The following is a 26,579-nucleotide window of genomic DNA, read 5'->3' as shown; positions in this document are numbered from 1 at the left end:
CGATGAGGTGAGCTGTTTTTATTTAGATAATAAATAAATTCTTTATGCGGCATGAGTAAGAATTAAGTATGTTGCAGTTGCTTTAGATGGAGCTCAAATGGTGTTAGGGTTCAGTACGAACTCTTCAATATCGATTAGCCATGGTCAACAAGGGATATAAAACAAAAGACTAGAAGTTCTGTTGACAGAATTTCTAGTCTTTTTAAATAAAAAGCTTGCCTTGGTGTGAACTCCAAGGCATATACTCACGATATTGATAAAAACAGACACAATAATTTTCAAAGGATATTGAAAATTCATCTTTGTAGAATTAGTGAGGAGAATAATGAAAACTAGAACAAAATTTGGCAGTGTGTTATTTATTATTTTATTTTCGTATTTCTTGATTTTAATGGATAATTCAATTATTTTTACAAGCACCGTTAAAATAGCAAATGATTTGGGTATGAATCAGAGCACACTGGCTTGGATCTCGAATGCTTATACAATCACCTTTGGTGGTTTTCTGTTATTAGCTGGTCGTTTAGGCGACTTTCTTGGAAGAAGACGTATTTTTGTAATCGGATTGCTCATTTTCGGTGGCGCCAGTTTAGCTGTTGGAATGGCGAATTCAGCAGTAATGATCATTTTGGCACGAGCAATTCAAGGCATTGGTTCTGCAATTATTGCGCCAACTTCATTGGCATTATTAATGGATTATTATACTGGTGATATGCGTAGCCGGGCGATTGCTTACTATGGTGCTACAGCTGGAATTGGATCGAGCTTTGGGCTGTTATTAGGTGGTTGGCTAACGAGTACCATATCATGGCGGGCAGGCTTTCTGATTAACGTACCATTTGCTGGATTCCTGTTAATTTTGACGGTTCTTAAAGTCCAAACAAATGTAACTGTTAAGAAAAGTGTGGACTACGTCGGTGCCGTTATGTCAGTTATTTTATCGGTAATCTTCGTTTATGGTATTAGCATTAGTAACCTGTGGATGATTATTTTGGCTACTGGCTTGATAGTACCGGTTATATATTACGAACGTCGAATCAAGGATCCGCTAATTCCAATGAATTTGTTCATTAATCGTGTTCGCGTGAGTGCATATATTGTACGTTTTATTTTTATGATGGCAATGCTAACGTACTGGTTTATTTTGCCGCAAATCATGCAACAGATGTATCATTTCAGTCCGTTGCAATCGGGAATGGGCTTTCTACCATTAACAGTTGTGAATTTTATTGCGGCCTTGTACTTACCAAGATTATCTGCAAAGATCAGCAATCATAAAATTATGTTATTAGGGCAAAGTATTCTATTGCTGGGAGTTTTGATTTCAGCGATTTCAGACCCTCAGCTAGGCTATTGGACCACGATGGGCCTGCCAATGATTTTAATTGGTATTGGACAAGGTTGGTTATTAGCACCACTGACGGCAGCAGGCATTTATCAAGTTGATGCAAAAGATGCTGGCGCAGCATCTGGAATGACCAATGTAATGCATCAGTTGGGTGGGCCAGTGGGATTGTCTGTGGTGGTTTTATTTACTGCTAGGATTGTGAATTTAACCGCATATTATCATGTTGTGATGATGTTTATCAGCGGTTTCCTATTGATCGGCCTAGCGATATTAATTGCTGTCCATGAGAAGCGATGAGTTTAGCAAAGTATTGGTATGAACGATTAAATTTGGGGGTATAAATATGAAAATTATGATGATTGGAACGACCGGAACTGTTGGTGGTGAAGTTCGGCGAACTTTACTAGAACGGACTGACTATGAGTTAGTGCATTATTCGCGACATGCAAATCAATTAAATGATTTGCAAAGACGTGAAACGGCAATTACCGGCGACATTACAGATCAAGCTAGTTTAACAGCAGCTTTGCGAGGTGTTGACTTAGTTTTTGCTAGCTTGGCTGGTGATTTACCCAAGATGATCACAACTTTGGTTAAAAGCATGCGATTAGCCGGAGTTGGCCGAATAATCTTTATTAGTTCAATGGGAATTTATAATGAGATTCCGGCCGAGATCGGTCTAAATGGTAATCTTGTATATAACTCGGGATTGTCGAAATATCGAATTAGCGCGGATATTGTTGAGAATTCGGGACTTACATACACAGTTATTCGACCGGGTTGGTTTGACAGGGGGAGCGGTGAATATGAAATCACTAGAAAGGGTATGCCTTTTGCTGGGCATAACGTATCAGTAGCGGCGATTGCAGATTTGGTTGAAAAAGTGATCAATCAAGAAATTGATGGAACCAATCAATCGCTAGGGATTAATCGACCGGAATAATCGACCAAACGAATATGGAGGAAGTATAATGAGCACAATTACATTAAATGAAAATACAAACATACCACTACTTGGATTTGGAGTTTTTCAGGTTACTGATCAAGGCGATGCGAAACAGGCGGTAATTGATGCAGTGAGGCAAGGATACCGTTTAATTGATACGGCAGCCAGCTATGGGAATGAACGTGCTGTTGGCGAGGCGTTGCAGGAGGTTGATGTACCAAGAAATGAGTTGTTTATCACGACAAAGTTATGGGTTGAAGACACCGGATATGATGCGACAAAGGTAGCACTTAAACGTTCGCTTGAAAGGTTACAGTTAGATTATTTGGATTTGTATTTAATCCATCAACCATATGGTGATATTTTTGGGTCATGGCGGGCCATGAATGAGGCCAAGGAAGCTGGATTGATCAAGTCGATCGGTGTGTCAAACTTCTCGATTGCTCAGTTAACAAACTTGGCTGAATTTACGGGAATTAAACCAGAAATCAACCAAATTGAGGTGAATCCGTTTAACCAAAATCAAGTCGCAGTCGAATATTTTGCGAATTATGGAGTGAAAGTTGAGGCGTGGGCACCTTTTGCTGAAGGCAAGCATGGTTTATTTACAAATGACATTTTAACGGGAATTGCGGCTGATCATCACAAATCAGTTGCTCAAATTGTGTTACGATGGTTAGTGCAAAATGGAATAATTCCACTGGCTAAGTCCGTTAAAAGAGATCGAATGGCACAAAACTTAGCGGTACTTGATTTTGAGCTTTCAAAGGATGAGTTGGATTTAATTAAAACTTTGGATACTGGAGAAAGTCAGTTCTTCTCACACGAGGATCCAGTGATGATTAAATGGATGGCTCAACGTCATATTGAATTGTAGAGAGGAAAGGAAGTCATATGAATGTTAAGGAAGCTAGTATTTTGACGGGAGTCTCGACAGATACAATCCGTTATTATGAAAAGGAAGGCTTGATCCCCGTGATCGAACGGAATAATGTTGGGAATCGCGAGATTGATGAAAAAATCGTTCGACGAATTAATTTTGCTAAACAAATGCGAGCCGCGGGGATGGCTGTAAAAGCACTCAAGGAATATGTCGATTTGGTTGATGATGCAGAGGATAATTCCGAGCAACAGAAGCAACTTTTAAATGATCAATTAACTGAAATGGAAGAACGGCGAGATGATATTCAGTTTGCAATTAACCATTTGAAATATAAACTTGAACACTATGATGATCATATGCGGGCGACAGAAGATGAATTACATGAACTTGAGAAAAAGTAACAGAGACATATAAGCTTGAAGATTATCTGTTTTTGTCACGAGTTGGGTATTTAGACGATTGAATGGGGAGTAGTATGAATAGAAAATGGATTCGACGACTATTGGCATTGGGGCTGGGCTTACTTGTAATCGTAGGGATTGGGATGGTATGGTTACAAACCTCAATTTATCAACCAAGTAAATCCGCGCAGCTGGCACTGTCAACAGCCCAGAGTAAATCGGATTACTACCTATTGGAGGATAAGCAAGTTAAAAAGAAGCAGTCAATAATTCTTTATCCAGGAGCATTGGTTGATTCTGGTAGTTATGGAATTTGGGCGGAGCAGTTGGCAAAGCAGGGTTATCGAGTATATTTGCTAAAGGCCCCCTTTTCCTTAGCGATTTTAGATGCGAATCAGGCGGATAAAGTTATTAGCCAAAATAAAGGCGAACGATTTTATTTAGCTGGACATTCCTTGGGTGGAGTAATTGCTAGTCGTTATGCTAGCAAACATCCAAAGGAGATTGCTGGAATGATCTATCTGGCAAGTTATCCAGATAAAAAGGGTAGTTTAGCTCAGAAAAATATACCAGTTTTGTCTATAACTGCTTCGAATGACGGCGTATTAAATTGGAAAAACTACCGTGAAGCTAAAAAATATTTGCCTAAGAATACTACGAGTTATTCGATTGCAGGCGGGAACCATGGTGGCTTTGGAAGCTATGGTAAACAAAAGGGTGACAAGTCAGCTAATATTAGTAACTTGAACCAGCAGAAACAGATTAGTACAGAAATTGATCGGTGGATCGTTAGTCAAAATAACAATTAATTAAAAGGATATCCATTTTAATAATGGGCATCCTTTTTTCGTGTGAATGACCTTTAAAATAAAGGACTGAAAGTATCTTATTGACAGGATGAACTTTGTGGATTAGAGTTATAATCATCAATTAAGAGACTCTTGGTCTCTTATTCAGAAAGAGGGAAGTATTATGGCAAAGCAAGCCAAAAATAAGCTACCAAAAGAATTGATGGCCTCAGCATGGGTTTTAGCATTTGGGGCAGTCGCGCCGATGTTAGATTCGACAATGGTGAATATTGCAATTAATAAACTCCAAAGTGATTTGCATACATCGTTGAATACGATTCAATGGGCGATTACAGGTTATGTATTAGCACTAGCAATCGCGGTGCCGATATGTGGATATTTTGTAAATCATTTTAATGGTAAGAAAGTTCTACAGTGGGCAACGGTCAGTTTTGGAATCTTTAGTTTATTGTCTGGACAGGCATGGGATGTACAAACATTTATCTTGTTCCGGATATTTCAAGGGTTCTCTGCTGGCTTTGTGATTTTGTTAATGTCAACACTATTGATGCGATTAGCGCCACGTGATCAAATTGGCCAATTAATGGCGGTTGTCTCAACGCCAATCATTATTGGGCCAATTATCGGACCAGTTATTGGTGGCGCAATCGTGCAATATGCGAGCTGGCAATGGATTTTCTACATTAACGTTTTCTTCTGTATTATCTCTTTGCTTCTGAATATTAAATTTTTACAGGATTTTGAACCGATGAATCCCAAAAGCAGGTTGGATTGGTTTGGGACTTTATTATTGGCGGGTGGATCAACTGGCTTGATTTATGGATTAATGCGGGGGTCAGAGAATGCACAACATTTCTTTAATCGCGAAATGCTGATATTTGTGACTCTTGGTGTGCTCAGTTTTGTAATTTATGCGATTTATGATCGATTGCGGAAAGGCGACACAGTGCTCCCAATGCGTTTCTTCAAGACGAAGAGCTATTTGGCTGCAAATGCGGGAATCTTTTTAGCAGGGATTGCTTCAAATGGTCCAATGTTGTTGTTACCATTATATTTTCAGAATATTCGTGATTTTTCGGTTATGAATGCTGGATTGATATTACTACCACAAGGTCTAGGCATGTTCTTGGTACGTCCGATGCTTGGCAAGTTGATTGATCAGCTAGGGGCGCGCCCTGTGGTCTTGGTTAGTTTAGTAGTTTCGCTAGCTGGAACACTACCGTTTGTCTTTATCCAAGCCGATACTAATTTATGGTTGTTGGGAGTAATTTTATTTATTCGTGGGTTAGGAATTGGTGGATTACAGATGCCAATGATGACTGAAATCTTTGTTGGACTTCCAAAATCAGACATTGCTAGTGCTTCAGTCGGAAACCGAATTATTCAAAATGTGGGCGCTAGTTTTGGATCAGCTGTGATTTCAGCCGTGGTGACAGGTGTCGTACTTTCAAACCATATTACAACTAAGGTTACAGCACACGCGAAGGTATTGTCTGATCAGTTGATGACACAGGCGGCTGCAACTCATACAATGCCTACTACAACGGCCTTAGCAAATCTAAAAATGCAAGTTATGAGCTACGGAGAACACTTGACTAAAGTTGCTACGTTAAATGGTTATCAGATGGGATTTTTGGTTAGTTCGGTTGTATTGGTCGTGATTGCGATTCCGGCAATGTTCATGTCAAATAAACATTCTGCATAAGTGACGATTTAGCACAGATCGGTGAACTGTTATAATGAATATATAATTATAAATGGGAGTATCGTGATGGCTAATACAAGGCGACGTGGTGAAGAGCTAGAGGCGGCGATCTTCGAAGCAACGATGGAAATTCTTAATACCGATGGTTTAGAAAAACTTTCCTTTCAACGAGTTGCAGAAGTTGCTGGAACCAGCAAGTCGGTGATCTATCGACGGTGGTCGCAGCAATTTGATTTGATCTTGGATGCTTGGCGATATGGTGTACATCAAAAGTTCGGCAAGTTCAGAGACATCGTTTTATCAGGAGACTCACTGCGGGAAGATCTATTACAGATGTTGACTCGCTTTAATTTAATTGGTGAGCAGATGGGAGCGCCAGTTTTACGAGCGATGTTGATTGAATTTAGTGAGGGTGATCGCTTGCGCAACGATATTAATGAATTGGCTCTGACAATTGATGTCGCAACCGTCGATCATGCGCTTGCACGAGCTAAAGAGCGCGGTGAACAAGTTCGTGAGCAAATCTCAGATATGGCAAAAACAATTATGTTTAGTTATGTTCGTTATAATATGACTTTAATGAAAAATAAGATGACTGATGCGGAAATGAGTGTTTTTGTAGATGAAGTATTATTGCCAATTTTTCTAAAGAATATTTAGCCACGTTGAATTAAACGTCTCAATCAGAGAATATCCTTGTTGAGACGTTTTTATTGCGGTAATTGAAAATACGTTTGATGCAAGCTAAATAATATTAGCTGTAATTTACAGATTATATATACAGGATTTGCTATTCTTTGACATGTTGTGTAAGCTTTCCTTAATAAAGATGTGTAATAATCTTCTGTATTAAAAATAGTCAAGGGGGAAGTAAAATGGCTGAAAAATTAATTCAATTACGCGTAGAAGGTGAAATCAAGGACAAGGCAGATCTCACTTTTGCACAGCAAGGACTTACAACCCAAGGGGCAATTAAGATGATGCTAACTCAAGTTGCTAATACGGGTAAAAGTCCATTTGATAACTTGTTCTTGAACACAAAGTAAAGTTATTTGAAAGAATCAACGGCTTTAGGCCGCTGGTTCTTTTTTTGTCAAAAAGTATTAGGAAGCGACGTTTTGAGCTGATATATGTAATTATTAGTTTCAGGAAAAATCTTGGTAACTTCATAATTGGCTTGTATAATTTATATCAAAAGGAGGATAGCATAATGAAAAAACAATCAACCAATGGTCACAATTGTCAGGATGGGCGGCGCAGTCGAATGCATAAGTTTGTCCATATTGCAGGTACAACAGTTGCACTAGGTTTAACAGCAGTCGCGATTACAAAGGAACTTAAAAAGCCTGAATCAGAACGTGAATGGCATGGCTTTATTGGAATTGTCCCTTATGACTTCCGAATTCCAACGATTGAAATGGTTAAGGAACGCGTTTGGGATCCAGCGGGGCCTGTATTGACACCGCATATCTTAGGTGTTGGATGGACGCCAAATGTAGGTAGAGTAATTAAGGATGTTAAGGATTTAGCAGAAAATGAGTCGTAATAAACGCTAAGTTCTAAAGGACAAAGCGCTCAGTTAAGCTTGCCCGTGGATTTAATCATTTAGCTTAGCGAAAGTATTTTAAATACCTAGCAAAGTTGCTATATTAGTTATGGTATTAAATTTAATTCTTTTTAACTAGAAGGCGGCTATGTTTAGATATTATTTTACTTACGAAGACCAACTCCCTGCAGGAATGGGGTTTTCATTATTTGGAACGCGACATTTGGTGACGTTGTTACTAGTGGGAATTCTGGTCGTGACGATAATCATAGTTTATCGTGGCGGAACAGAAAGTAAGCGGCAGAACATACGTTATTCGATTGCTGGAGTCCTAGTGGGGCTAGAACTCTTTCGGCAAATTTATTTATCGGCAGCTGGAGTTTGGACTCCTAAAATCTTGCCATTAGACTTGTGTGGTTGGGGATTGATCTTGGTTGCGATTGATGCTGTCCATCCTTCTAAGTTTACGCGCGAATCCTTTTATGCGTTGACTTGGTGGGCTGCATTAGCTGCAGAAGTTTTTCCAAACTGGACGGCCTATCCGATTTTAAATGAGTGGGTACTACAAAGTATTATCATTCATGCCCTGTTGATTGCGTACTGCTTGATGATCTTCTTTGCGGGAGAATATCGACCTAACGTTCATAATTTATGGCGAGTAGTTCTGTTCTTGATTGTGCTTGTTCCAGCGACAATGATGATTAATGGATTATTAAAGACTAATTTTCTTTTTTTAAGTGTTGGATCACCGGGATCCCCCCTTGCTCCAATTCAGACAATGACTGGTACTTGGTATATTCCAACGTTAATTGGATTGGTTTCGATTCTTTGGGTGATTTTATATGTACCATGGTCGATTCATAAAAGAAAGGATGAGTAGGTATCAGTTGAAAAAGGTCAACTTGTAAAGTTGGCCTTTTTTTATTAAATCTAAATAATTTTATTCAGATTTATCAAATACAATATATATGACTGATATAATGATCATTTAAATATTCTTAGATTATTCATTATGCTTTAAAACTAAGTTTCATTTATCTAAATTCTATTACAATGAAAAACATTGGTTAAAGCCAAATTATATTTTTTTATTGGAAGGAATTTTTCATGTTACAAAGGATACATAAACGGAAATTTATTTGGCTGGGGGGACTAATATTAATTTTGATTGTCTTGGCTGGAACGTATTTTTATCAAGCTAATCGAACCGCAAATCCCAAAAAGTTATTAACAACGGCGCAAATCAAGGAAAATTTGGGAACTAAAGTTGTGACTACTCGGCAGACAGCGCAAGCAAAGCAGACTGCTGAATATGCGGCGGCAACGAAGGACACTTCTTATACAGTTGGAAGCCCCTTCGTGAAAGTTAATCCGTACGGAACGTCACCGCTTAGTGCATTAGCAATTTTTACGACCTCGCAAAAGGCTAAAGTAACCTACACCGTTGTAGGCAAGTCGGACGGAACGTCAATTACAAATACTGTAAATGGGGGCTATCAAACAGTCCATCAAGTTCCAATTGTTGGTTTGTATGCTGCCTACAATAATACAGTAAATATGACAATTCAGTATGAGGATGGTACGAGTGAAACGAAAACGTTGACCCTGACGACATCAGCGCTCCCTAAATATATCAGTGGTACTAAAATTACAGTCAAAACGGCTGATAAATCTAAGATGGAAATCGGCGATAATAAACTAACAATCATTAACCGCACAACTAAGGAACCTTTTGCAGTTGATGCTGATGGTGAAGTTCGCTGGTATTCAACCGATTACTCGCAACATACAATTGAAAAATGGAGTAACGGGCATTACATGATCCTCACCAAGCAAAAGAGCAATTCATTGGTATACAATGATTTAGAGGAAGTTGATTTACTTGGACGAGTCTATAAAGAATTTACGTTCTCTTCTAAGACAAGCGGCAACGATGGTGGGACTGAGACAACCGTGATCCATCATGATCTACTTGAGTTGCCAAACGGTAATATTTTGGCAACTGTGTCTGATGGCTCAACTTATAAAGAGGATACAATTGTTGAGATTTCTTATAAAACAGGGAAAATCGTAAACGTAATTGATATGAAGAAGTTACTGCCAAGCTTAATGTATCTAAATTATCAGGCAGGCTCAGATAAAAAGGTCGATTGGCTTCATATGAATTCACTTGAATACGACGAGAAAGATGGTACATTATTGATTTCGAATCGTAATCAAGATTTGATTATGAAGTTGAATCCCAAGACGAAAAAATTTGTTTGGTTGTATAGTGGAAAAGCAAAATCAAGCTGGCCTAAAGAATTACAGAAATATGTTCTGACACCAACAAAGGGGACAACAATTACCGGCGGTCAGCATGGCTTAACTTTATTGAACGACCAAAATAGCGATTCAAGTAAAGAAAATATTTTATTGTACGATAACAATGTTAGCGTCACGAATGGCGATCAGAAAACATCGAAGAAATATTCGCAGGCGGTCCAATATCACATTGACACTAAAACAATGAAGATTAGTCAGAGTTGGGCTTATGGTAAATCATTAGGTAGGGCGAACTTCACTAACGTAATTGGCTATGCTGAACGCCAGTCAAATGGTAATACTTTAATTGACTTTGGATATAAGAACGGTGGTGCCGAAAGCAACATTATTGAAGTAGACGAGGATGGGACGCAAGTATTTAATATTACGATTAAGAATGTTGCAGCGAAAGCATATGTTTATCGTGCTTATCGCCAGGCATTTTATGATAGCAATTACATCTTTGATGCAAGTAAATAAGGAACTTAAACACTGTTTCTACGGCGTTTAAAAGGCCTTAGTGGTTCTTATATCGTCTTTTGAAGTTGGCGAATTCACAATATGGTCAAAATTTCATCGAACTTTGGTCTTTTTATCCTAAGGCTGACTTAATATGATTAAACAATACTTGTTAAGTTGAAAGAATGGTGGGGAAAAGGATTTTAGTGATGAGTGATAAGCTAATTCAATTACGTGTTGAATCAGAGGTTAAGGTTAAAGCCGACGAAACTTTTATGAAACAAGGTTTAACAACTCAAATGGCGATTAAAGTATTTCTGACGCAGGTCGCAAATACTGGGCAAACGCCATTTGATAATTTGTTTAGGGGATAATCAAAGTGGTTAAACTAAAGAAGCCGGCTAGAATCATTCATAATCCTGAAAATGAGGATATTTTACTTGATTGGTACCAGAGCGCTGGGCATACAGTCTCAATTAAAACTGCAACAATTGCGGCGAAAAATGGAGCTGTAAAAGCTCAACGGCAACTCATAATTGATTAATTCAGATTGCTGAATGCATTACAGCGTTTGATAATCCTGAATTCAAATAATTAACGCGTTTCTCAGTAATTGAGAGGCGTGTTTTTTATTGGCAAATATTTTGAAGCGGAAGACTATTAAAAAAATAAGTGTTGTGCTAAAATATATCGTGTAAGATGAAATCATGAACGATTTGATTATTGAAAAGAGCCTGAGCCAGCTGCATGGGAAGGATTACTCAGATGGCAAAGTTCGCTTTGGCAATCAATCGCTGATTTGTAGAATGGAGGGTTTTATGGACATTCTTATAACAGAGGTGAATGTTAGTTATTAATCTGATAGTGGGTGCAAAGTGGATCAGATTATTCAAATTATTTGGCGAAATTGGAAAACGACAGGAGAATTAATTATGTTGAAGATTAATATCAGTGATGCTGCAGAAGAGAAACTACTAAAGCTTGATGGAGCGAACAAGGATGTTATTTTGGTAGCCGATGATGGTTCAAGTGACTTTTCGCCAGTCGGCGGAGCTTGCTCGCTTGGTGACAAATTCAAAATTGTTTTTGCTGAAAAGGGTAAAGATGGCAAGCACACATTGGAATTGAAGAACAATGCTGGATTAAATGTTCTGACATCCGAATATGAGTTAATTTTCCTTGGGGAGGGGCTTTACCTGACCTTCGAGAACAATAACTTGCGTTTGGGTGATAATAGCGGGGTGATCGATAGTGTTGTCACAACAGAAACAATCTAATCACCCTGTGAATAGGGCTTTACTCGGTTCCCATGTATCAGTCGGTGGGAAGGCTAAGTTGTATTCAGCAGTTGAAGAAGCGTTGCAATATGATGCTAGTGCAATGCTTGTTTACACTGGGGCGCCACATAATTCAGTTCGAGTGCCAATTGATCAGTTTCACGTTCAAGAGGCGCATGAGTTAATGGACGAAAAAGGGATCAGGGAGATTTCGGTCCATGCGCCATTTTTAATTAATTTAGCATCCGCAGACGATCATAAATGGGAATACAGTGTTGAACTTTTTACCAGTGAAGTGATCAGAACTAGTGCAATTGGAGCGCAAACCTTTGTGTTCCATCCTGGGTCACATGTAGGAGCTGGCTCGGAGGCAGGGATTGATAACGTAATTCGCGGGCTAAACAGTGTTTTGAAGAATTTATATACTGAATTGCCAGTGGATAAGATCCCAAGAATTCTAATCGAGACAATGGCCGGCAAAGGAACAGAGGTCGGCAAAGATTTTGTGGAACTTGCGACCATTTTGGATGGAGTCGAGGAGCAATACCGTTCAAATGTTGGTATATGCCTGGACACGTGTCATGTGTTTGATGGTGGATATGATCTTAAAGAGCATTATGAGGATGTCCTTAGCGAGTTTGACGATAGAATCGGCTTAGATAAGATCGGCGCAATTCATTTGAACGACTCAAAATTCGGTCTTGCATCACATAAGGATCGACATGCGAACATTGGGTTAGGAAAAATTGGTTTCGAGACTTTGAGTAAGGTTTCAAATGATGCACGCTTTGTAAATGTGCCTAAGTTGCTTGAAACACCAGGACATGGTGATAATAAGTACGCTGACCCACCTTATGGTGAAGAAATTGCAGTTTTACGAGGCGGATTATCGTTTGATGAATATGTTCGTTCAGAACGATTATACGATTAAAAAGGGCGTGCTTTCTATCTAGAAAGCACGACCTTTAGTGTATAGGGGTTGAATAATGGAAATCTGACGATAATTAAGCACCCGATGATTAATTATTATTTTGTTACGTCTTTGAATGTACCGGAAGGACAGCAGAAATTCCAATTATTCAGTATGCATGTTATGAAGCTAGTCTTTGAACAAAAAAATCACCAAAAGCCAAAAATGGCTCTGGTGATTTTCGTAGTGTCCGGGGGGACACAAGTTCATTCTATCTGAAATTTGCCGAGTTGTGTCTGCAAATCATATTGAATATGCCTGAGCCATTACAGATTAAAAGCATATTGCATGACCAGTTATTAGCGGATGTATCTTTGCGCCTATTAACTCGTATTAAGAACGATGTAACATTAAATATTGATAAAATTTTACTAAGGATGCAGATACTTACCTCGATTTAAAAGCCATCAGTTCAGAATGGCTGGTTGAATTTTATAAATCATTAGGTTGTCAAATAGGTTAGTTGATTTTAATGAGCTGATATGTTTTAATTAATAAAAATTCCGATAGCGATTTATTTCGTCATGATACTAGCAAGCACTTCTTCTAGGCTGGAAAATAGAAGGGGTGCTTTTTATGCGCAATCGAAACATTTTACTTATTTTACTTGTGGCTGCTAATTTGAGATTATCGCTGACGGCGATCACACCATTGTTTGGTCAGATACAGCGAACTTTAGGAATTGGGGAGACTTATCTATCGTTAACGATTATGGTTCCCTTAATACTTTTTGCAATCACGCCAATTTTTGTAAAATATCTCTTGCAGAAATATAACTTTAATAATGTAATGACGGGGGCACTGGTTTTATTAATCTTAGCAACCATTATTCGGCCTAGTGGTAAGGCAAGCTTGCTATTTGGTTCAGCATTGATCGGCTTAGCGATTGCAATTTTGAATGTTGTTCTACCATTGATGGTTCGAGCTAAATTCAAAGATGATATTCAGCGGATAACAGGATATTACTCATTAACAACATCAGTGGTCACGGCAGTTGGATTGTTGGTTGCTCCGATGCTTGCTAATTGGTTGGGTTGGCAAATAACTTTGCAAACATTTGTTATCCCAGCGATGTTAGCATTATGGCTTTGGTTAATTATCAAACCCAATAATGCTAATGAACACTATATTGAAATTACTCCAACTCGAACAATGACTAATCCTAAAATCAGGGTCGATAGGAAGTTGGGATTCTTGATTGTATTTACGGCGCTACAATCCTTCATATTCTATGGATTAAACACATGGCTACCAACAATCTTTGAAAGTACAGGTGTATCCGAAGCAATATCAGGTCTTTTGATGTCAATTTTACAGTTAAGTGGAATTTTGGCGACAATTATATTCCTGATCATTCGAAAAGCTAAGCACAATTTATATTTGGCAGGAATTCTTTTCGCCTTTGGGAGTTACGCGTTATTTCAGCATGGACTAGTTCTAAATATGATAGCCGCTGTGACGCTTGGGATATCAACTTCGATTGTGTTCACTTTATCACTCCTGTTTATTGCGAACAGTAGTGCAGATCTGGCAGAAGTGGCGGCTAACTCAAGCATCACAATGACATTTGGCTACTTGTTTGCATCATTAGCACCTCTTTCGTTGAATTATGTACATCAATTATTTGGGCAATGGAATGTCACGTTATTGATGATTGTTGTTATGGAAATTGGCGTGATTTATTTTGGAATGAAATTAGCCAACGATTGATTGAGTCAGGGGATTATTCGATGTTTTTGATGACCGAAATAGTAATACAAAAAGTTGAATTTTACAGAATAAAATACTAATTATTAAATCATTATGCCCAATTAAGACTTATTTAAGGAACTAGACAGATTTGGTTAAGAAGCTGAAGTGTATAGTCACTTATGTAAAGTAAATGTTTTCGAAGAAACATGGGGGATTAAAGAATGGTTATTAGGAATAAAATTTTTGTTACGGCGTTATTTAGTACAATTGCCTTGGCACCAGCGGTATCTGCCGCTGAGGTTCAAAGCATGGGCGCACAAGGCTCTGCCCAACAAGCGAGTGCGGTTCAAGCACCTGCAAATGTCGTCAACACTGCGAATACAAATTCGATGGCGTTAACCGAGAACGGTGCTGGATCTGCGGCACAGACAACTTCTGTTGATGCAGTTAAGACGGCCGTAGAGCAGAACATTAAAGATCATGTTGACGTTCCAACGAGCTATTTGGCAAATGCAAGCCAGGCAAGTCCATTCTTGGCTGGGGTTAATCAAGTGATTCCATTTGAGGCATTCGGTGGTGATGGAATGCTGACTCGATTGCTACTAAATTCTTCTGACGGCGCACCATGGTCAGATAATGGTACAGCAATGAATCCAGCATTGTTGCCCTTAGCTAATTTATCCCACGATTATACTTATGAAGTTGACTTAAATGGTGACACAGCAAAATTGAGTGGCGCTGATCTATTAAGTTATCTTAAGACCCAAGGCACGAAAACATATCAAGCGACTGTAAAGGTATATAGCAAGGCTGATAACAGTCTTGTTGCAAGCAAGAATGTGACAATTGACTTACATGGAGCAACTGCCAATACTTCTGCAACGACAGACGATGTTAAGGCAGCTGTTGATCAAAACATCAAGAGCAGCATTGATGTACCGATGGGCTACTTGGAGAACGCTAATGGCGTAGGCCCATTCTTAGCAGGTGTTAATCAGGTAATTCCATTCGAGGCATTTGGTGGCGACGGAATGCTAACACGTTTGCTATTGAATTCTTCTGACGGAGCACCATGGTCAAATAATGGTACAGCTAAAAATCCAGCATTGGCACCGGCGGCTAATCTGAACAAAGGTACTTATACTTACGAGGTCGATCTAAATGGCGATACAACAAAGTTGAGTGGAAATGATTTGTTGAATTACTTAAAGGCTCAGGGTACTAAATCATACCAAGCGACAGTAAAGGTATACAACGCGTCCGATAACAGTTTGGTTACCAGCAAAAATGTAACAATCAATCTGAATGGAACTGCAACCAAGGATGATGTTAAATCAGCTGTCAATCAAAACATCAAGAGCAGCATTGATGTACCGGCAGACTACTTGGAGAACGCCAATGGCGTAGGTCCATTCTTGGCAGGTGTCAACCAAGTGATTCCATTCGAGGCGTTTGGCGGTGACGGAATGTTAACGCGGTTGTTGTTGAACTCATCTGACGGGGCACCATGGTCAAATAATGGTACAGCTAAGAATCCAGCGTTGGCGCCAGCGGCCAATCTGGCCAACGGTACTTATACTTATGAGGTTGATCTAAATGGTGATACAACAAAGTTGAGTGGAAACGATTTGTTGAATTATTTGAAGGCTCAGGGCACGAAGGCCTACCAAGCAACGGTCAAGGTTTATAACGCGTCCGATAACAGCCTTGTTACTAGTAAAGATGTAACAATTAACTTGCATGGGTCAGCGACGAAGACGTCAGTTGATACTGTTAAGTCAGCGGTTAATCAGAATATCAAGGACACTATTGATGTTCCGGCCTCTTATTTGAAGAACGCCGATAAGGCTGATCCATTCTTGGCAGGCGTGAATCAAGTAATTCCATTCGAGGCATTTGGTGGTGATGGAATGTTGACACGATTGTTGTTGAACTCATCTGATGGAGCACCATGGTCAGATAATGGCACGGCAATGAATCCGGCACTATTGCCAGTTGAAAATTTGACCAACGGTGATTACACTTATGAGGTTGATTTGAACGGTGAAACAACCAAGTTAAGTGGTTCAGAATTGCTAACGTATTTGAAGGATCATGGGACAAACACCTACCACGCAACCGTTAAGGTATACAACAAAGCCGACGGGAGTTTGGTTGCCAGCAAGGATGTAACTATTAACTTGCACGGTGATAACTCAGTGAGTGGAAATGATTCAAACATGACGATCAATCCAAGTAACCCTTCTTCAAATAACTCGGGTAACATTGCTGGAATGGCAAATAAGGACGTTGCAAAGAATATGGCCGTCAAGGCTGGATCAACAAACACAAACAACGGTCAAGGAACAACTGAGAAGCCAATGTTGGCAACGCGAGCTGAGAACGATGGTAGCATGACAAAGAGTCAAAGCAAGCAAGGAACGTTGCCAGAAACGGGTGAGAAGTCGACGCTTTGGATTACATTTGCCGGCATAATCACAACGTTGATTAGTACAGTCGGTCTGGCATTCAAATTTACTCAACGCTAGAATTGGTATACGGTTCATCATAATAGAGATTTTAAGGGAGTTTAGCTGACTCCCTTTTTATGGTGTTATAGTATTTAATAAAATTGATTTCTTTGGAGCGGGGAAAATGGATAAAATATTGCTGGTTGATGATGAGAACACCATTACGGATATAAACGAGCGTTATCTAACTAGGGAAGGTTATGATGTGTACATTGCACATGACGGTCGTGAGGCTTTGTTGTTGTATACTTCTAACATTAGTTTTGACTTGATTATCACCGATATTATGATGCCGAATGTGGATGGCTATGAATTGATTGATGAGGTATTAGAAATTGAGCCAAATCAACCTTTTCTTTTCATAACTGCTAAATCCAACGACCAGGATAAATTTTATTCATTGGGGATGGGAGCTGACGATTATATTGTCAAGCCTTTTAATCCACGTGAACTGGTCCTACGAGTCAACAATATTTTGAACCGGATTAGAAATGCCAAAGGTGAACGAGAGACTGACCAAAAAATCGGCGACCTGAAGATTTCATTTGATCAACGATTGGTATCAATCAATGATCATGAGTTAATTCTGACATTAAAAGAATTTGATATCTTGAGTTTGTTGGTCAGTCATAACAACAAGATTTTATCAAAAGTGGAAATATATTCGAAAGTTTGGAATGAGACGTTTATGGAGGATGATAATTCACTAAACGTGCATATTCACGAACTGCGGAAAAAAATCAAACAATGGGCGACAGATAGCACCCCAATGATTGAAACTGTTTGGGGGATGGGATACAAGCTGGGGACAAATCTATCATGAAATTCAGAAGCATATTAATAATTGGTTATTTAATGGCAGCCTTGATTATTTTGTCCACGATTTATCTTGCGGTTAGATATATGCTGTTGAATGCTAAGGAAGTCAATTTACTGATTAGTACAACGATTGTTGCGCTTCTAGCAGGTTTCGGTCTGAATCTTTTTATGTTTAGAAGCACTTTCACGGCGCTTGATAAATTACAGATGATGAGTAAGGCAGTAGCAAAGAATGATTTTACTCCAATTAACGGGATCAACAGTCCCAAGGAACTGAGCGATTTAGCAACTGATTTTAATCAGATGACTGAGAGCTTGCAGAGCACATTCACAAGGCTTGAGGAAAGTGAGCAGGAAAAGAATGAGATGATCGCACAACTGGCTCATGACATTAAGACGCCAATTACATCAATTTCTTTAACAGTTACAGCACTTAATGATGGCATCATCCCTAAGGGGCAACAAGGTGATTATCTCGAAATAATTGGTGGGCAAGTCGGGCATTTAAATGCGCTCGTTGAAGAATTAAGTACAGTGGCTGAAATTGATGGGCCAGTAAATACGGACAAAAGGAAGCTTCAATCAAGAAATGAAGTGTTCTTTCTTGATCAGTTTTTGTTAGATGTTTTGAGCGAGTTTCAGACCCAGCTCGAGATGGGGAAACATAAATTGGATCTGAAAGGCGTTAATACCGGCTTACAAATGCAAACGGATAAAATGAAGCTGACACGGATTATGACAAATTTGATTGGAAATAGTCTTAAGTATTCAAAACATGGTACACCAATCGGAATTGAAATTATCCAAGAAGCTGATGAATACAATGTGCGGATTAGAAACACAGGTGAAATTATTACTGAGGAGGATGCTAATAAAATCTTTGACCGATTCTATCGGATAGATCATTCTCGAAATTCGAAAACTGGTGGTCATGGGCTGGGATTGTACATTGCCAAAAGGTTAGCCAGCGAGATTGGTGGAGTGCTGACTCTTGAACATTCTTCTGAGATCGAGACCAGTTTTATGTTGCATCTGCCCAAAAGGCTATTTGTATAGGTAGTCAGCTGTGATTGGAACCAGTTAAAATCCACTTAGCAAAATAATAAGTTTTTATAAGTTCACAAATTACATTATTTTCAGAAAGCGTAACTCTGTATAATGGAATTTGTGATTTTTTAGTTGAAGAAGAGGGGGCATAAATGCATTTAACAAAGATTCAAATACGCGACTACTTATTTGGGTACATCGCCATTATTGTGATGGTGGCTGTGTCAGCGCATTTTAAAACAGAACGCATAATTTTACCTGAGTTTGCGGTAATGAGCGTGGGGATGCTGGCGTTGCGTGAAATGAACTGGATTAAACAGCCCTATAAAATTGTCGCAACACCGGTAATGACAGCATTGATCGGATATCTGGTTAATTTACTGCCGTTAGCATATATCTTTAAAATTGGACTTGTTTTATTCCTAATGCTGGTTTTACTTAAATTGACACGATCGCGTCTGGCACCCGCATTTGCAACCGGCTTATTGCCAATTATTACGGATGCTCACCATTGGACTTTTATCCTGATAATTATTTTGCTAACTGGCATTTTATTGGTTGGTGTTTTAATTCATGGCAGTCATAAGAGAATCTCTTTTGAACTGAAACCAATCAGCAGTGTAGCAGTTTGGCAGTATATCTGGATTACGGCAATTTGGGTGCTGCTTGTACATGGGCTTGGTCAAGATATTATGGTCGGAATTCCCCCTGTATCTGTATTATTATTAGAGGCGGTTCAGCAGGTGAAATACCCATTATATATGTGGGGAAAACATGTTCTTGCACTAACATTGGCGGCGGCGCTAGGTGTATTAGGCGTAATTTTGACGAATAATTGGGTGCTTGATATGGCGATTACTTTACCGACGATTTTTGTTTTGTTGCAGATTATGAAATTGGAGTTACCAGCTGTATATGCGTTCCCACCACTGATGCTGATATTACCGAAGGCGATGTTGCCAAACCTTGTTCTGTATACAGCATTGGCTAGTGGGGTCATGCTGGGCTGTGTATTCATTACTAAACAGTATAAGGTTATGAGAAGTTGACGTCCGTTTATAAACAGCGAGCCGGAATTTTAGCTGAAAAGATTCTAGGTTAAAAGCAGTGATTGAAATAGATTAATATGAGCAAATGGATGATTATCTCACCATCAGAGAGTTCGAACGATAAGATGGGCGAATTACTTATGACATCGGGCGCTTTTGACTGAGCGGGTGCGGATGGGACGGGAAAATTCGCCAATAGCATGAAAAGTGATATGGATGTTCTCGTTGTTATCAACAATGAGTTATTCATAGGCGAATTTATAAATTAACTGGAGCTTTTTAATGAGTTTCAGTTTTTTTGTGTTGTTGGAGTTAATAGTCTATATGAATGTAGCATTGCAAAGTATATAGAGGTTGTAATTTCTACAACGATTCAAGAAAGTCTGTGTGTAAGAAAGAACCTTTATATGATAGGATATTGTGGATCTTTTTTGAATTTCTTTACATTGAATTAAAAATAACTTAAAATTAATTGATTATAATAATATATATTTAATCATATATACATGAACGAGTGAATGGTTTAGGAGATGTTGGAGAGATGGGAATATGCGTAAGAAGACTAAAATAATTGCTGGGTCTGTTGCTGGATTTGTTGTTATATTAATTTTGATTGCGGGAGCGATTATTTTGCCCTTGCTTCCGAAGTATAATTACGCCAATGCAGTACAAAAAATAACGGATTTAAATGCAAATAACAAAAACACAATGACGATTAAGGTTAAACAGTTATCTGCTGACGGTGGTGACACCGATCTTAACCAATATCAAGGATTGACTATTGGTAACAAGGGGACTGTTGACCAAAAGAACCAGACAATTAACGAGGAGGGTAGCTATACTCTTGCGGGTAAGAATCAAAGTTATAAAATGATCCTCGATAAGGAGGGGGCGTTCATTGCTAGTGATACATTTAAGACATTGCTAACAAGTACCACAACTGGCCAAGATCAAATTACCACTGGGATTATTGGAATGTATGCAAATAGTTTAGCAACACCGTACTTGCTTTTGACACCAAGTGATCTTAGTAACTCAACGAAGAATTGGCAAAGTGTGATAAATGACCTAGTGAAGTCAAAGACAGGTACGACCATGGACTATTACACTGGATTGAGCAAGCTTTCGACAAGTGACTTTAAAACAAATGGTGATGAAAGTACACTTACTTTATCAGGAACAGGCCAAAATGCAACCAACCTTGTGACCAATTTTATGAGTAATGCAAGTAGTGAAAGCAAAAGCGCTGTGAAAAGTACTTTAAACGAGTTTGTTACGATTAAGAGTTTGAAAATAGTATCAACAATTAATGCAAAGAAGTTGACCGAACATGATGAAGTTAGCGGTACTGTAGTTGATAAGCAAAATCATGCGACAATCAAATTTGATGTTGTCGCTGATAGTAAGAAGTCACAGGACAAGAATTCGACACTACAACCAACCATGTCTCAAGGGACGACCTTGAATCAGTTAACGACTAATTTTGAAAGTAATTTAAGCAACTTAGGGGGTGAAATTAACAGTCAACTAGGTGCGCAATAGTCGCTTAAATATGAATGGACTTGGTATATCTATGCAGAGGCTAGCAGAGTTTGCTAGCCTTTTTCTGCCTTATTTGATATCAGTCAATTTGGAATGGATTAGAACTTTTTTAGACCGTATGATAGGACTGTTAATTATAAAGTGAGGGGTTGATCTGATTAATTATGAAGTCTGAAAAAGGAGCAGACGATAAATTTGTCTGCTCCTTTTCTAAAATTTACGGATGAAGTTTACCTATTGACCACATATTTTGTGTTTAGATTTTGATCGGCAAGCAAGATGTTCTCTGACACGATCTTCCCCATCGCGTCACGAGCTTCAACAGTCGCATTTCCAATATGTGGAGTTAAGATAACATTAGTAAGTTCAGTCAAACCAACTGCAAGAGCGGGCTCATTTTCGTATACGTCTAAGGCGGCGCCACCAATTACGTTATCCCTAAGTGCTTTAACTAGGGCATTTTCGTCTATAATTGGTCCACGGCCGACGTTAATAAGTTGTGCTGTGGATTTCATTTTCTTAAATACAATCTCGTCGAACAAATGGCGATTTGATTCTGTTAGCGGTGCGTTGACGCTGATTATATCACTAGTTGTGATTAACTCATCGAAGCTGACGTACTTTGCGTTCAAACTACGTTCCTCTGGGTCAGATAACTGATGTGGTTGCCAGTATTGGATATCAAGCGATAGTGCCTGAGCTTTTCTAGCAACTTCCTTGCCGATATTTCCAAATCCCAGAATACCCAATTTCTTACCGGCAATCTCATGTCCTAGGAAATAGGTGGGGGCCCAACCTTTGAATTCCCCTTGGCGAACAGTTGTGTCACCCTCGACGATGCGATGATTTAGTGCAAGGATTAATCCGATCGTTGTCTCAGCAACCGAATTTGTGGAGACAATTGGTGTATTAGAAACAAGAATTGACTTTTGCTTAGCATACTCAACGTCGATATTATTGAAGCCAGCCCCAAAATTTGCGATGAATTTTAAATTTGGAGCTGCATCGATAATCTCTCGATCAACGACGGTCGATAGTGCTGTGATTAAGTAATCGACTGTTTTTACAGATTCTAACAATTCTTTATGGCTAATAAGTTTGTCATCATCGTAGGTGGCTAGCTCGATATCTGTATCATTAAAACGTTGGTAGACGCTTTCTGGTAACTTCGCTGTGATTAATAGTTTCGACATGCTTATTTCCTCCTAATGTACGTGTATATAAAGTATGTTACTGCTTAAAGCAAATACAGACAATAACGCGCTGGTCAACTTGAGCGACAATTACGATGGGAGATACAATCCTAAGCGATAATAGATAATGGAATGAGCAAGGAAGCTTAATCCTGAATATTATTCATTGATAATTCAAGTACAAGATAAGTTGATGGAGCATGTAGAAGCGAATCGCCGGTCTGAAGCAGTGGTGGAATAATGTTTCTTGAAGTTAGACCACTATATTGTCTAATAGATTATGGGTATTAAAAGTTTAATGAATTGAGGGTTACCTGATCATTATCATAAAAATTACCATGGATAGAAGTGGTTACATTTGATGATATATCAATCAAGAAGATACGAATAATTTATTGAGCATTGATCTATGAATACGAAATATTGGATTTTTAGCACAAAAAAACAGCAATCCTTAGGAGTAAACCTAATGAGATTGCTGTTGAAAACTCCTGTCAGAGAGTTTTTGGACTACACACAAATTGTATTATAGCAGATATTTAACTGAATTAGAATACTAAAAATTAATAATGTTAAAGACTCAATTGTGGAAAGCATGTTTTGGAATTCCGATAGAAAATTGAAATTCTGTCGAATGTTTTCAAACAGTTTTGTAGTTAACGTAGAAATGATATCAATTCGTACGGGCGGACTGAATTGCTGGTGCTGGTGATTAATTTAAAAGAATGAGATGTAGAATAAAACGTAACAGGAATTGATGTCCCTGTTACGTTTTTTATTTGTAATGACATTTCCGATAACTCGAAATATCATTTGCCAACTCTTGGAGTTGGTTGCTAGGCAGAAATGATGCCAGAAAAGAGGATCGATATGAGCAAAAAGGACGTAAAGCTATTTATTCGTCAGCCACTTACCCAGTCTGGTGAGGAAAGTAAGGCGATTGTTGGGGCTGTAGAAAAGATTGTGGAGGATATTCGTCAGCAGAATGATATCAATATTGATTATCTGACAGGAATAACACCGCTATCTGAAAAGACTTTCCGTGAAAATTTTGAAAATAATCAAGGCGTAGAGTTTAACCCAGTTAATTTCCGGAATTACCGGTTAGGGCAACTTGACCAGGCGGATGCGTTCCTTTATATTCGAACGGCTATGAGTGAAAGTGGCGCATTCGAGATTTCATACAACGTTAACGCTAGACCAAAGGCGCCAATGTTCTTCGCAATATGGAAGGGTGCACCGATTAAAACCACCCTGTTACGGCAGCTTGATGATGTACTGGATGTTACATATGTCGAGTTTGATGATCCTGAGGAAGTTCGCGGACCACTTACAGATTTCCTTGTTAGGATCGACAAACAGATTCAGTAATTGGTATGTCTAAGAAATCTAGCAGTCTTGTTGAAAAAATGTGTTTCATTAATTAATTATATTTCGATTTCTTCGTCTGACCGCAGGAATGTGGCCAGACGTTTTTTGTGCTTGATGCGGTTTAACGTAATTCTTTTGATATTATAGTGATCTTCAAAAAGGTTTCTTAGAAAATCGGCAGAGAGAAGAAGCTTCTCATCTTTGTGAGAAGCTTATAGCAATTCAATCTGTGAAGTTTTGATGGATCTTCTTTAGTTTTCGATGTCTGGAGTTTGGCCTAATGTCCACTTCAAGGTAGTTGTGTATACGCCAGCTTCTTTAGTTGAAGAACCGGGGATTGATAGTGCAATTGATTCTGCTCCGTTACTATCATCGCCGATGAAACTGGTGACCCAAGTTCCTTGTCCTTGATTTTCAAACGCAGTCACAACGCGGGAGGCCTGGCCAACTTCTGGTGTAATCTGAGCTTCCTGCGTTGGGGTGCCGGCATCTGAGTTTGTTAATGTTGACACCGTTGGACCATTGAAATATAGTCTTGCGCCATTTAGCTTATGGCCAGTAGACGTATTGGTAAAATCATTCATCTGTGTAACCTTTAGATTCCACCCCTTGTTAGAACCAGTGTTATCGGTTACTTGAACATAATTAGGCACTTCCTTTACTTGCCCAGTACTGTCGATTCCTTTGGTCAGCTTTGCAAAATAAAAGGAGTCTTGAGTTGTAATTTTCCGAGTTCCAAAATCAAGATTTGAAGCATAGTCAATTGATAAAGGACCATTTGTTCCAGGTTGGGCGGGATTATCCGGCTCAAAAGGGTTGTCCGGGTTGGTTGGGTCGACTGGATTGGTTGGATCAGTGTTTTCCTCAAATTTAATTGAGGCATTCGAATCATAGACAGAAGAGAATTCGGCGGCTGATACAACTGTTAATCCAAAAGGAGTAATGAATGCAAGTAAGATTGAGCTGATAAGTAGTTTGTTCTTTTTCATGAATGGATCTCCTTTTGATTGGTTTGGTCTATCCATTAATTATATTTGATTAAGTTTGATTCAAGGGGATAAATGCTCAGAAAAGCTGTTCAAAGTTGATCATTTGTAAAGCAAAATTTGATATTGGTCCATAAATTGAAAGATTTAGCTGATAATTACTGGTTAATGTAGTAAATAAATCTAGTTCAGTTAGAACTTACAATAAACTTGTCTCATATATCAAAAGAATGGTGGCTGCTCTTTAAATGAGCTGATCATTATCAATAAAAAAGATCACTTCTTCAAAAAATTCGATCTCAATAGGATATTTTATTTTATCATTAAGCGACATTTCATAAAAAAATCGAATTGTATTTCAATTACATTATTTTATTCAGAGTGCATTGGTTTAATAAAACTTTATAATTAAATATTTGTGAAACAAGATGATTCCATGATTTTAATAATGTGGTTGTTAATTAGACAAGATTAAATGTAATGAATGTGTTTGGTAAACCTTTGTTGATACTGAACTGGTGGACAGTAAGTATTTGGAGACCGATTAGATTGATGAATGATAGTTCTCGAAAACCCTAATATTCTAGAATAAGTTAATCTAACAAGTTAAATATAGAGCAAGTTGTTTTTGTAAGATAGACATTTGATGATTGTATGTTAAAATTATTTTTAATTAACGTGGTCGATAGGTGAATTTGAGCAATTAACTTCATATATGTGAGAACTTTAATTAGGCGTAGTTGAAGGCTATTTAAATGGGGAGACGTGTGTGTCGCAATGTCAAAAAAGAATAAGTTAAAACAATTGAATAAAGCTGATGAAAAGAAATCCTTCAAAGCATATAAAAGCAATAAAGCATGGATATATGCATCCATAACTAGTTTTGTAGGTATGTTCGGTGGTTCTGCCACGTTATCCTCGGCCAGTGCCGATGCCAGTGATGCCGGTGCACAGAAGGCAGTTGAGACGAGCAACGCGGACGTGTTGGTAAACAAGAGTTCGACAACTATTCCATCAGTACAAACTTTACAAAATTCGGATTCAGCTACGAATGCAGAGGTGACCGATTTTAAGGTGACGGGGAAATATTTGGACGGGGAAAATGGTAACGCCCAATTACTGCCTTCGACTGTAGACTACTATCTCACTGGAGGAACTTTTAAATTCCCTACAGCACCGGATATTCCGGGGAAAATAATTGATATTGATAAGACGACAATTAACATAGGAGGTTCGGAGATCAGTCTGTCTACTTTTGCGGGGGCATATGAGGGTGACACAGGGCATAAACCTAATTCTGTAAATGACATGATTGATTGGATCAATAGTGGCGCGATCGGTAGCCTTGACGTTGATGATCAAACGAGTGATCAAGAAATTGATTTTTACTATAGGACCGACCATAGTTCGTTTGTTGGTCAAAATAAGACGATGGATTTGGGCAGTGTTGATGGAGCAACTTTTGTTCCGTCATCAATGGTAAGCACTCTAATTAATTCGACTGGAAGTAACGTTGCTCCTGATACTGCAAATATTACTGCCGATACATCGAAGGTTAATTGGAATGTGGCAGGTAGTTATACAATTACGCTGACATATTATGACCCAACCGCTGCAAAGAATCTGACGGTAGATGTTGTACTTACTTTAAATGATGCACAGAGCGAGTCTATGTCAGACAGTGAATTAGTGAGCGATTCTGAGTCAGTATCAGATAGTGAA

25 protein-coding genes are annotated in these 26,579 nt (G+C 38.7%); 23 read left to right on the top strand and 2 right to left on the bottom strand.

The genetic code is table 11. The features are described from left to right. The first annotated feature begins 325 nt into the window (after positions 1-325). From ESZ50_RS08200 to ESZ50_RS08105, 21 genes are all read left to right on the top strand, one after another. The gene (locus ESZ50_RS08200; protein WP_148623086.1) at positions 326-1,645 is read left to right on the top strand and encodes an MFS transporter; all 1,320 of its coding nucleotides are present in this window, start codon (positions 326-328) and stop codon (positions 1,643-1,645) included. Positions 1,646-1,691: 46 nt separating this feature from the next. After that, positions 1,692-2,291 (top strand): NAD(P)H-binding protein, encoded by a 600-nt coding sequence (locus ESZ50_RS08195; protein WP_148623085.1) that lies wholly within the window; start codon positions 1,692-1,694, stop codon positions 2,289-2,291. Between the two features lie 28 nt (positions 2,292-2,319). Then, the gene (locus ESZ50_RS08190; RefSeq protein ID WP_148623084.1) at positions 2,320-3,171 is read left to right on the top strand and encodes an aldo/keto reductase; all 852 of its coding nucleotides are present in this window, start codon (positions 2,320-2,322) and stop codon (positions 3,169-3,171) included. A 17-nt stretch (positions 3,172-3,188) separates the two neighbouring features. Further along, positions 3,189-3,578, top strand: coding sequence for a MerR family transcriptional regulator (locus tag ESZ50_RS08185; RefSeq protein WP_148623083.1), 390 nt, complete (start codon positions 3,189-3,191; stop codon positions 3,576-3,578). Between the two features lie 74 nt (positions 3,579-3,652). Next, on the top strand, positions 3,653-4,387 hold the full coding sequence (locus tag ESZ50_RS08180; RefSeq protein ID WP_246111532.1) for an alpha/beta fold hydrolase: 735 nt from the start codon (positions 3,653-3,655) through the stop codon (positions 4,385-4,387). A gap of 163 nt (positions 4,388-4,550) precedes the next feature. Further along, positions 4,551-6,092: a DHA2 family efflux MFS transporter permease subunit gene (locus tag ESZ50_RS08175; RefSeq protein WP_148623081.1), complete on the top strand. Its 1,542-nt coding sequence runs from the start codon at positions 4,551-4,553 to the stop codon at positions 6,090-6,092. A 66-nt stretch (positions 6,093-6,158) separates the two neighbouring features. Beyond that, positions 6,159-6,752, top strand: coding sequence for a TetR/AcrR family transcriptional regulator (locus tag ESZ50_RS08170; protein ID WP_148623080.1), 594 nt, complete (start codon positions 6,159-6,161; stop codon positions 6,750-6,752). Positions 6,753-6,967: 215 nt separating this feature from the next. Then, a complete protein-coding gene (locus ESZ50_RS08165; RefSeq protein ID WP_148623079.1) occupies positions 6,968-7,138 on the top strand; it encodes a type II toxin-antitoxin system RelB/DinJ family antitoxin in 171 nt (56 codons plus the stop codon). 164 nt (positions 7,139-7,302) lie between these two features. Continuing rightward, positions 7,303-7,638 carry a hypothetical protein gene (locus ESZ50_RS08160; protein WP_222860803.1) on the top strand — a complete coding sequence of 112 codons (336 nt, stop codon included), beginning with the start codon at positions 7,303-7,305 and terminating at the stop codon, positions 7,636-7,638. Between the two features lie 148 nt (positions 7,639-7,786). Beyond that, a complete protein-coding gene (locus tag ESZ50_RS08155; protein ID WP_148623078.1) occupies positions 7,787-8,518 on the top strand; it encodes a YwaF family protein in 732 nt (243 codons plus the stop codon). A gap of 227 nt (positions 8,519-8,745) precedes the next feature. Further along, complete coding sequence (locus ESZ50_RS08150) at positions 8,746-10,422, top strand: aryl-sulfate sulfotransferase (protein WP_148623077.1); 1,677 nt, start codon at positions 8,746-8,748, stop codon at positions 10,420-10,422. Between the two features lie 188 nt (positions 10,423-10,610). After that, positions 10,611-10,775, top strand: a complete 165-nt coding sequence (locus tag ESZ50_RS08145) for a type II toxin-antitoxin system RelB/DinJ family antitoxin (RefSeq protein ID WP_148623076.1) — start codon at positions 10,611-10,613, stop codon at positions 10,773-10,775. Positions 10,776-10,780: 5 nt separating this feature from the next. Continuing rightward, positions 10,781-10,945 (top strand): hypothetical protein, encoded by a 165-nt coding sequence (locus tag ESZ50_RS11725; protein WP_187387592.1) that lies wholly within the window; start codon positions 10,781-10,783, stop codon positions 10,943-10,945. A 388-nt stretch (positions 10,946-11,333) separates the two neighbouring features. Then, the gene (locus ESZ50_RS08140) at positions 11,334-11,678 is read left to right on the top strand and encodes an iron-sulfur cluster biosynthesis family protein (RefSeq protein WP_148623075.1); all 345 of its coding nucleotides are present in this window, start codon (positions 11,334-11,336) and stop codon (positions 11,676-11,678) included. Continuing rightward, the gene (locus ESZ50_RS08135; protein WP_222860802.1) at positions 11,653-12,609 is read left to right on the top strand and encodes a deoxyribonuclease IV; all 957 of its coding nucleotides are present in this window, start codon (positions 11,653-11,655) and stop codon (positions 12,607-12,609) included. The genes ESZ50_RS08140 and ESZ50_RS08135 overlap by 26 nt, the downstream gene beginning before the upstream one ends. A 615-nt stretch (positions 12,610-13,224) precedes the next feature. Further along, on the top strand, positions 13,225-14,358 hold the full coding sequence (locus ESZ50_RS08130; RefSeq protein ID WP_148623073.1) for an MFS transporter: 1,134 nt from the start codon (positions 13,225-13,227) through the stop codon (positions 14,356-14,358). Positions 14,359-14,561: 203 nt separating this feature from the next. Beyond that, positions 14,562-16,868 carry an SSURE domain-containing protein gene (locus tag ESZ50_RS08125; RefSeq protein WP_148623072.1) on the top strand — a complete coding sequence of 769 codons (2,307 nt, stop codon included), beginning with the start codon at positions 14,562-14,564 and terminating at the stop codon, positions 16,866-16,868. 106 nt (positions 16,869-16,974) lie between these two features. Beyond that, the gene (locus ESZ50_RS08120) at positions 16,975-17,673 is read left to right on the top strand and encodes a response regulator transcription factor (RefSeq protein ID WP_148623071.1); all 699 of its coding nucleotides are present in this window, start codon (positions 16,975-16,977) and stop codon (positions 17,671-17,673) included. Next, complete coding sequence (locus tag ESZ50_RS08115) at positions 17,670-18,725, top strand: sensor histidine kinase (RefSeq protein ID WP_148623070.1); 1,056 nt, start codon at positions 17,670-17,672, stop codon at positions 18,723-18,725. The genes ESZ50_RS08120 and ESZ50_RS08115 overlap by 4 nt, the downstream gene beginning before the upstream one ends. 143 nt (positions 18,726-18,868) lie before the next feature. Beyond that, positions 18,869-19,765 (top strand): HPP family protein, encoded by an 897-nt coding sequence (locus ESZ50_RS08110; protein WP_148623069.1) that lies wholly within the window; start codon positions 18,869-18,871, stop codon positions 19,763-19,765. A 549-nt stretch (positions 19,766-20,314) separates the two neighbouring features. Next, the gene (locus ESZ50_RS08105; RefSeq protein WP_148623068.1) at positions 20,315-21,307 is read left to right on the top strand and encodes a hypothetical protein; all 993 of its coding nucleotides are present in this window, start codon (positions 20,315-20,317) and stop codon (positions 21,305-21,307) included. 230 nt (positions 21,308-21,537) lie between these two features. Here the strand turns inward: ESZ50_RS08105 and ESZ50_RS08100 are convergent, their stop codons facing one another. Next, positions 21,538-22,500, bottom strand: coding sequence for an NAD(P)-dependent oxidoreductase (locus tag ESZ50_RS08100; protein ID WP_148623067.1), 963 nt, complete (start codon positions 22,498-22,500; stop codon positions 21,538-21,540). An 870-nt stretch (positions 22,501-23,370) separates the two neighbouring features. Here ESZ50_RS08100 and ESZ50_RS08095 point away from each other — a divergent pair. After that, positions 23,371-23,871: a hypothetical protein gene (locus ESZ50_RS08095; RefSeq protein WP_148623066.1), complete on the top strand. Its 501-nt coding sequence runs from the start codon at positions 23,371-23,373 to the stop codon at positions 23,869-23,871. 251 nt (positions 23,872-24,122) lie between these two features. On the opposite strand, the gene ESZ50_RS08090 is transcribed toward ESZ50_RS08095, so the two are convergent. Beyond that, a complete protein-coding gene (locus tag ESZ50_RS08090; protein WP_148623065.1) occupies positions 24,123-24,860 on the bottom strand; it encodes a WxL domain-containing protein in 738 nt (245 codons plus the stop codon). A gap of 774 nt (positions 24,861-25,634) precedes the next feature. Between ESZ50_RS08090 and ESZ50_RS08085 the strand changes: the two genes are divergently transcribed. After that, on the top strand, positions 25,635-26,579 hold a 945-nt coding region (locus ESZ50_RS08085; RefSeq protein WP_222860801.1), incomplete at its 3' end, for a KxYKxGKxW signal peptide domain-containing protein.

It is taken from the genome of Weissella muntiaci (genome assembly GCF_008107635.1).
In the GTDB taxonomy this organism is placed as follows: Bacteria; Bacillota; Bacilli; order Lactobacillales; family Lactobacillaceae; genus Weissella; species Weissella muntiaci.
The sequence above is the reverse complement of the archived record's forward strand: the minus strand, read 5'-3'. Positions and strand labels throughout refer to the sequence as shown.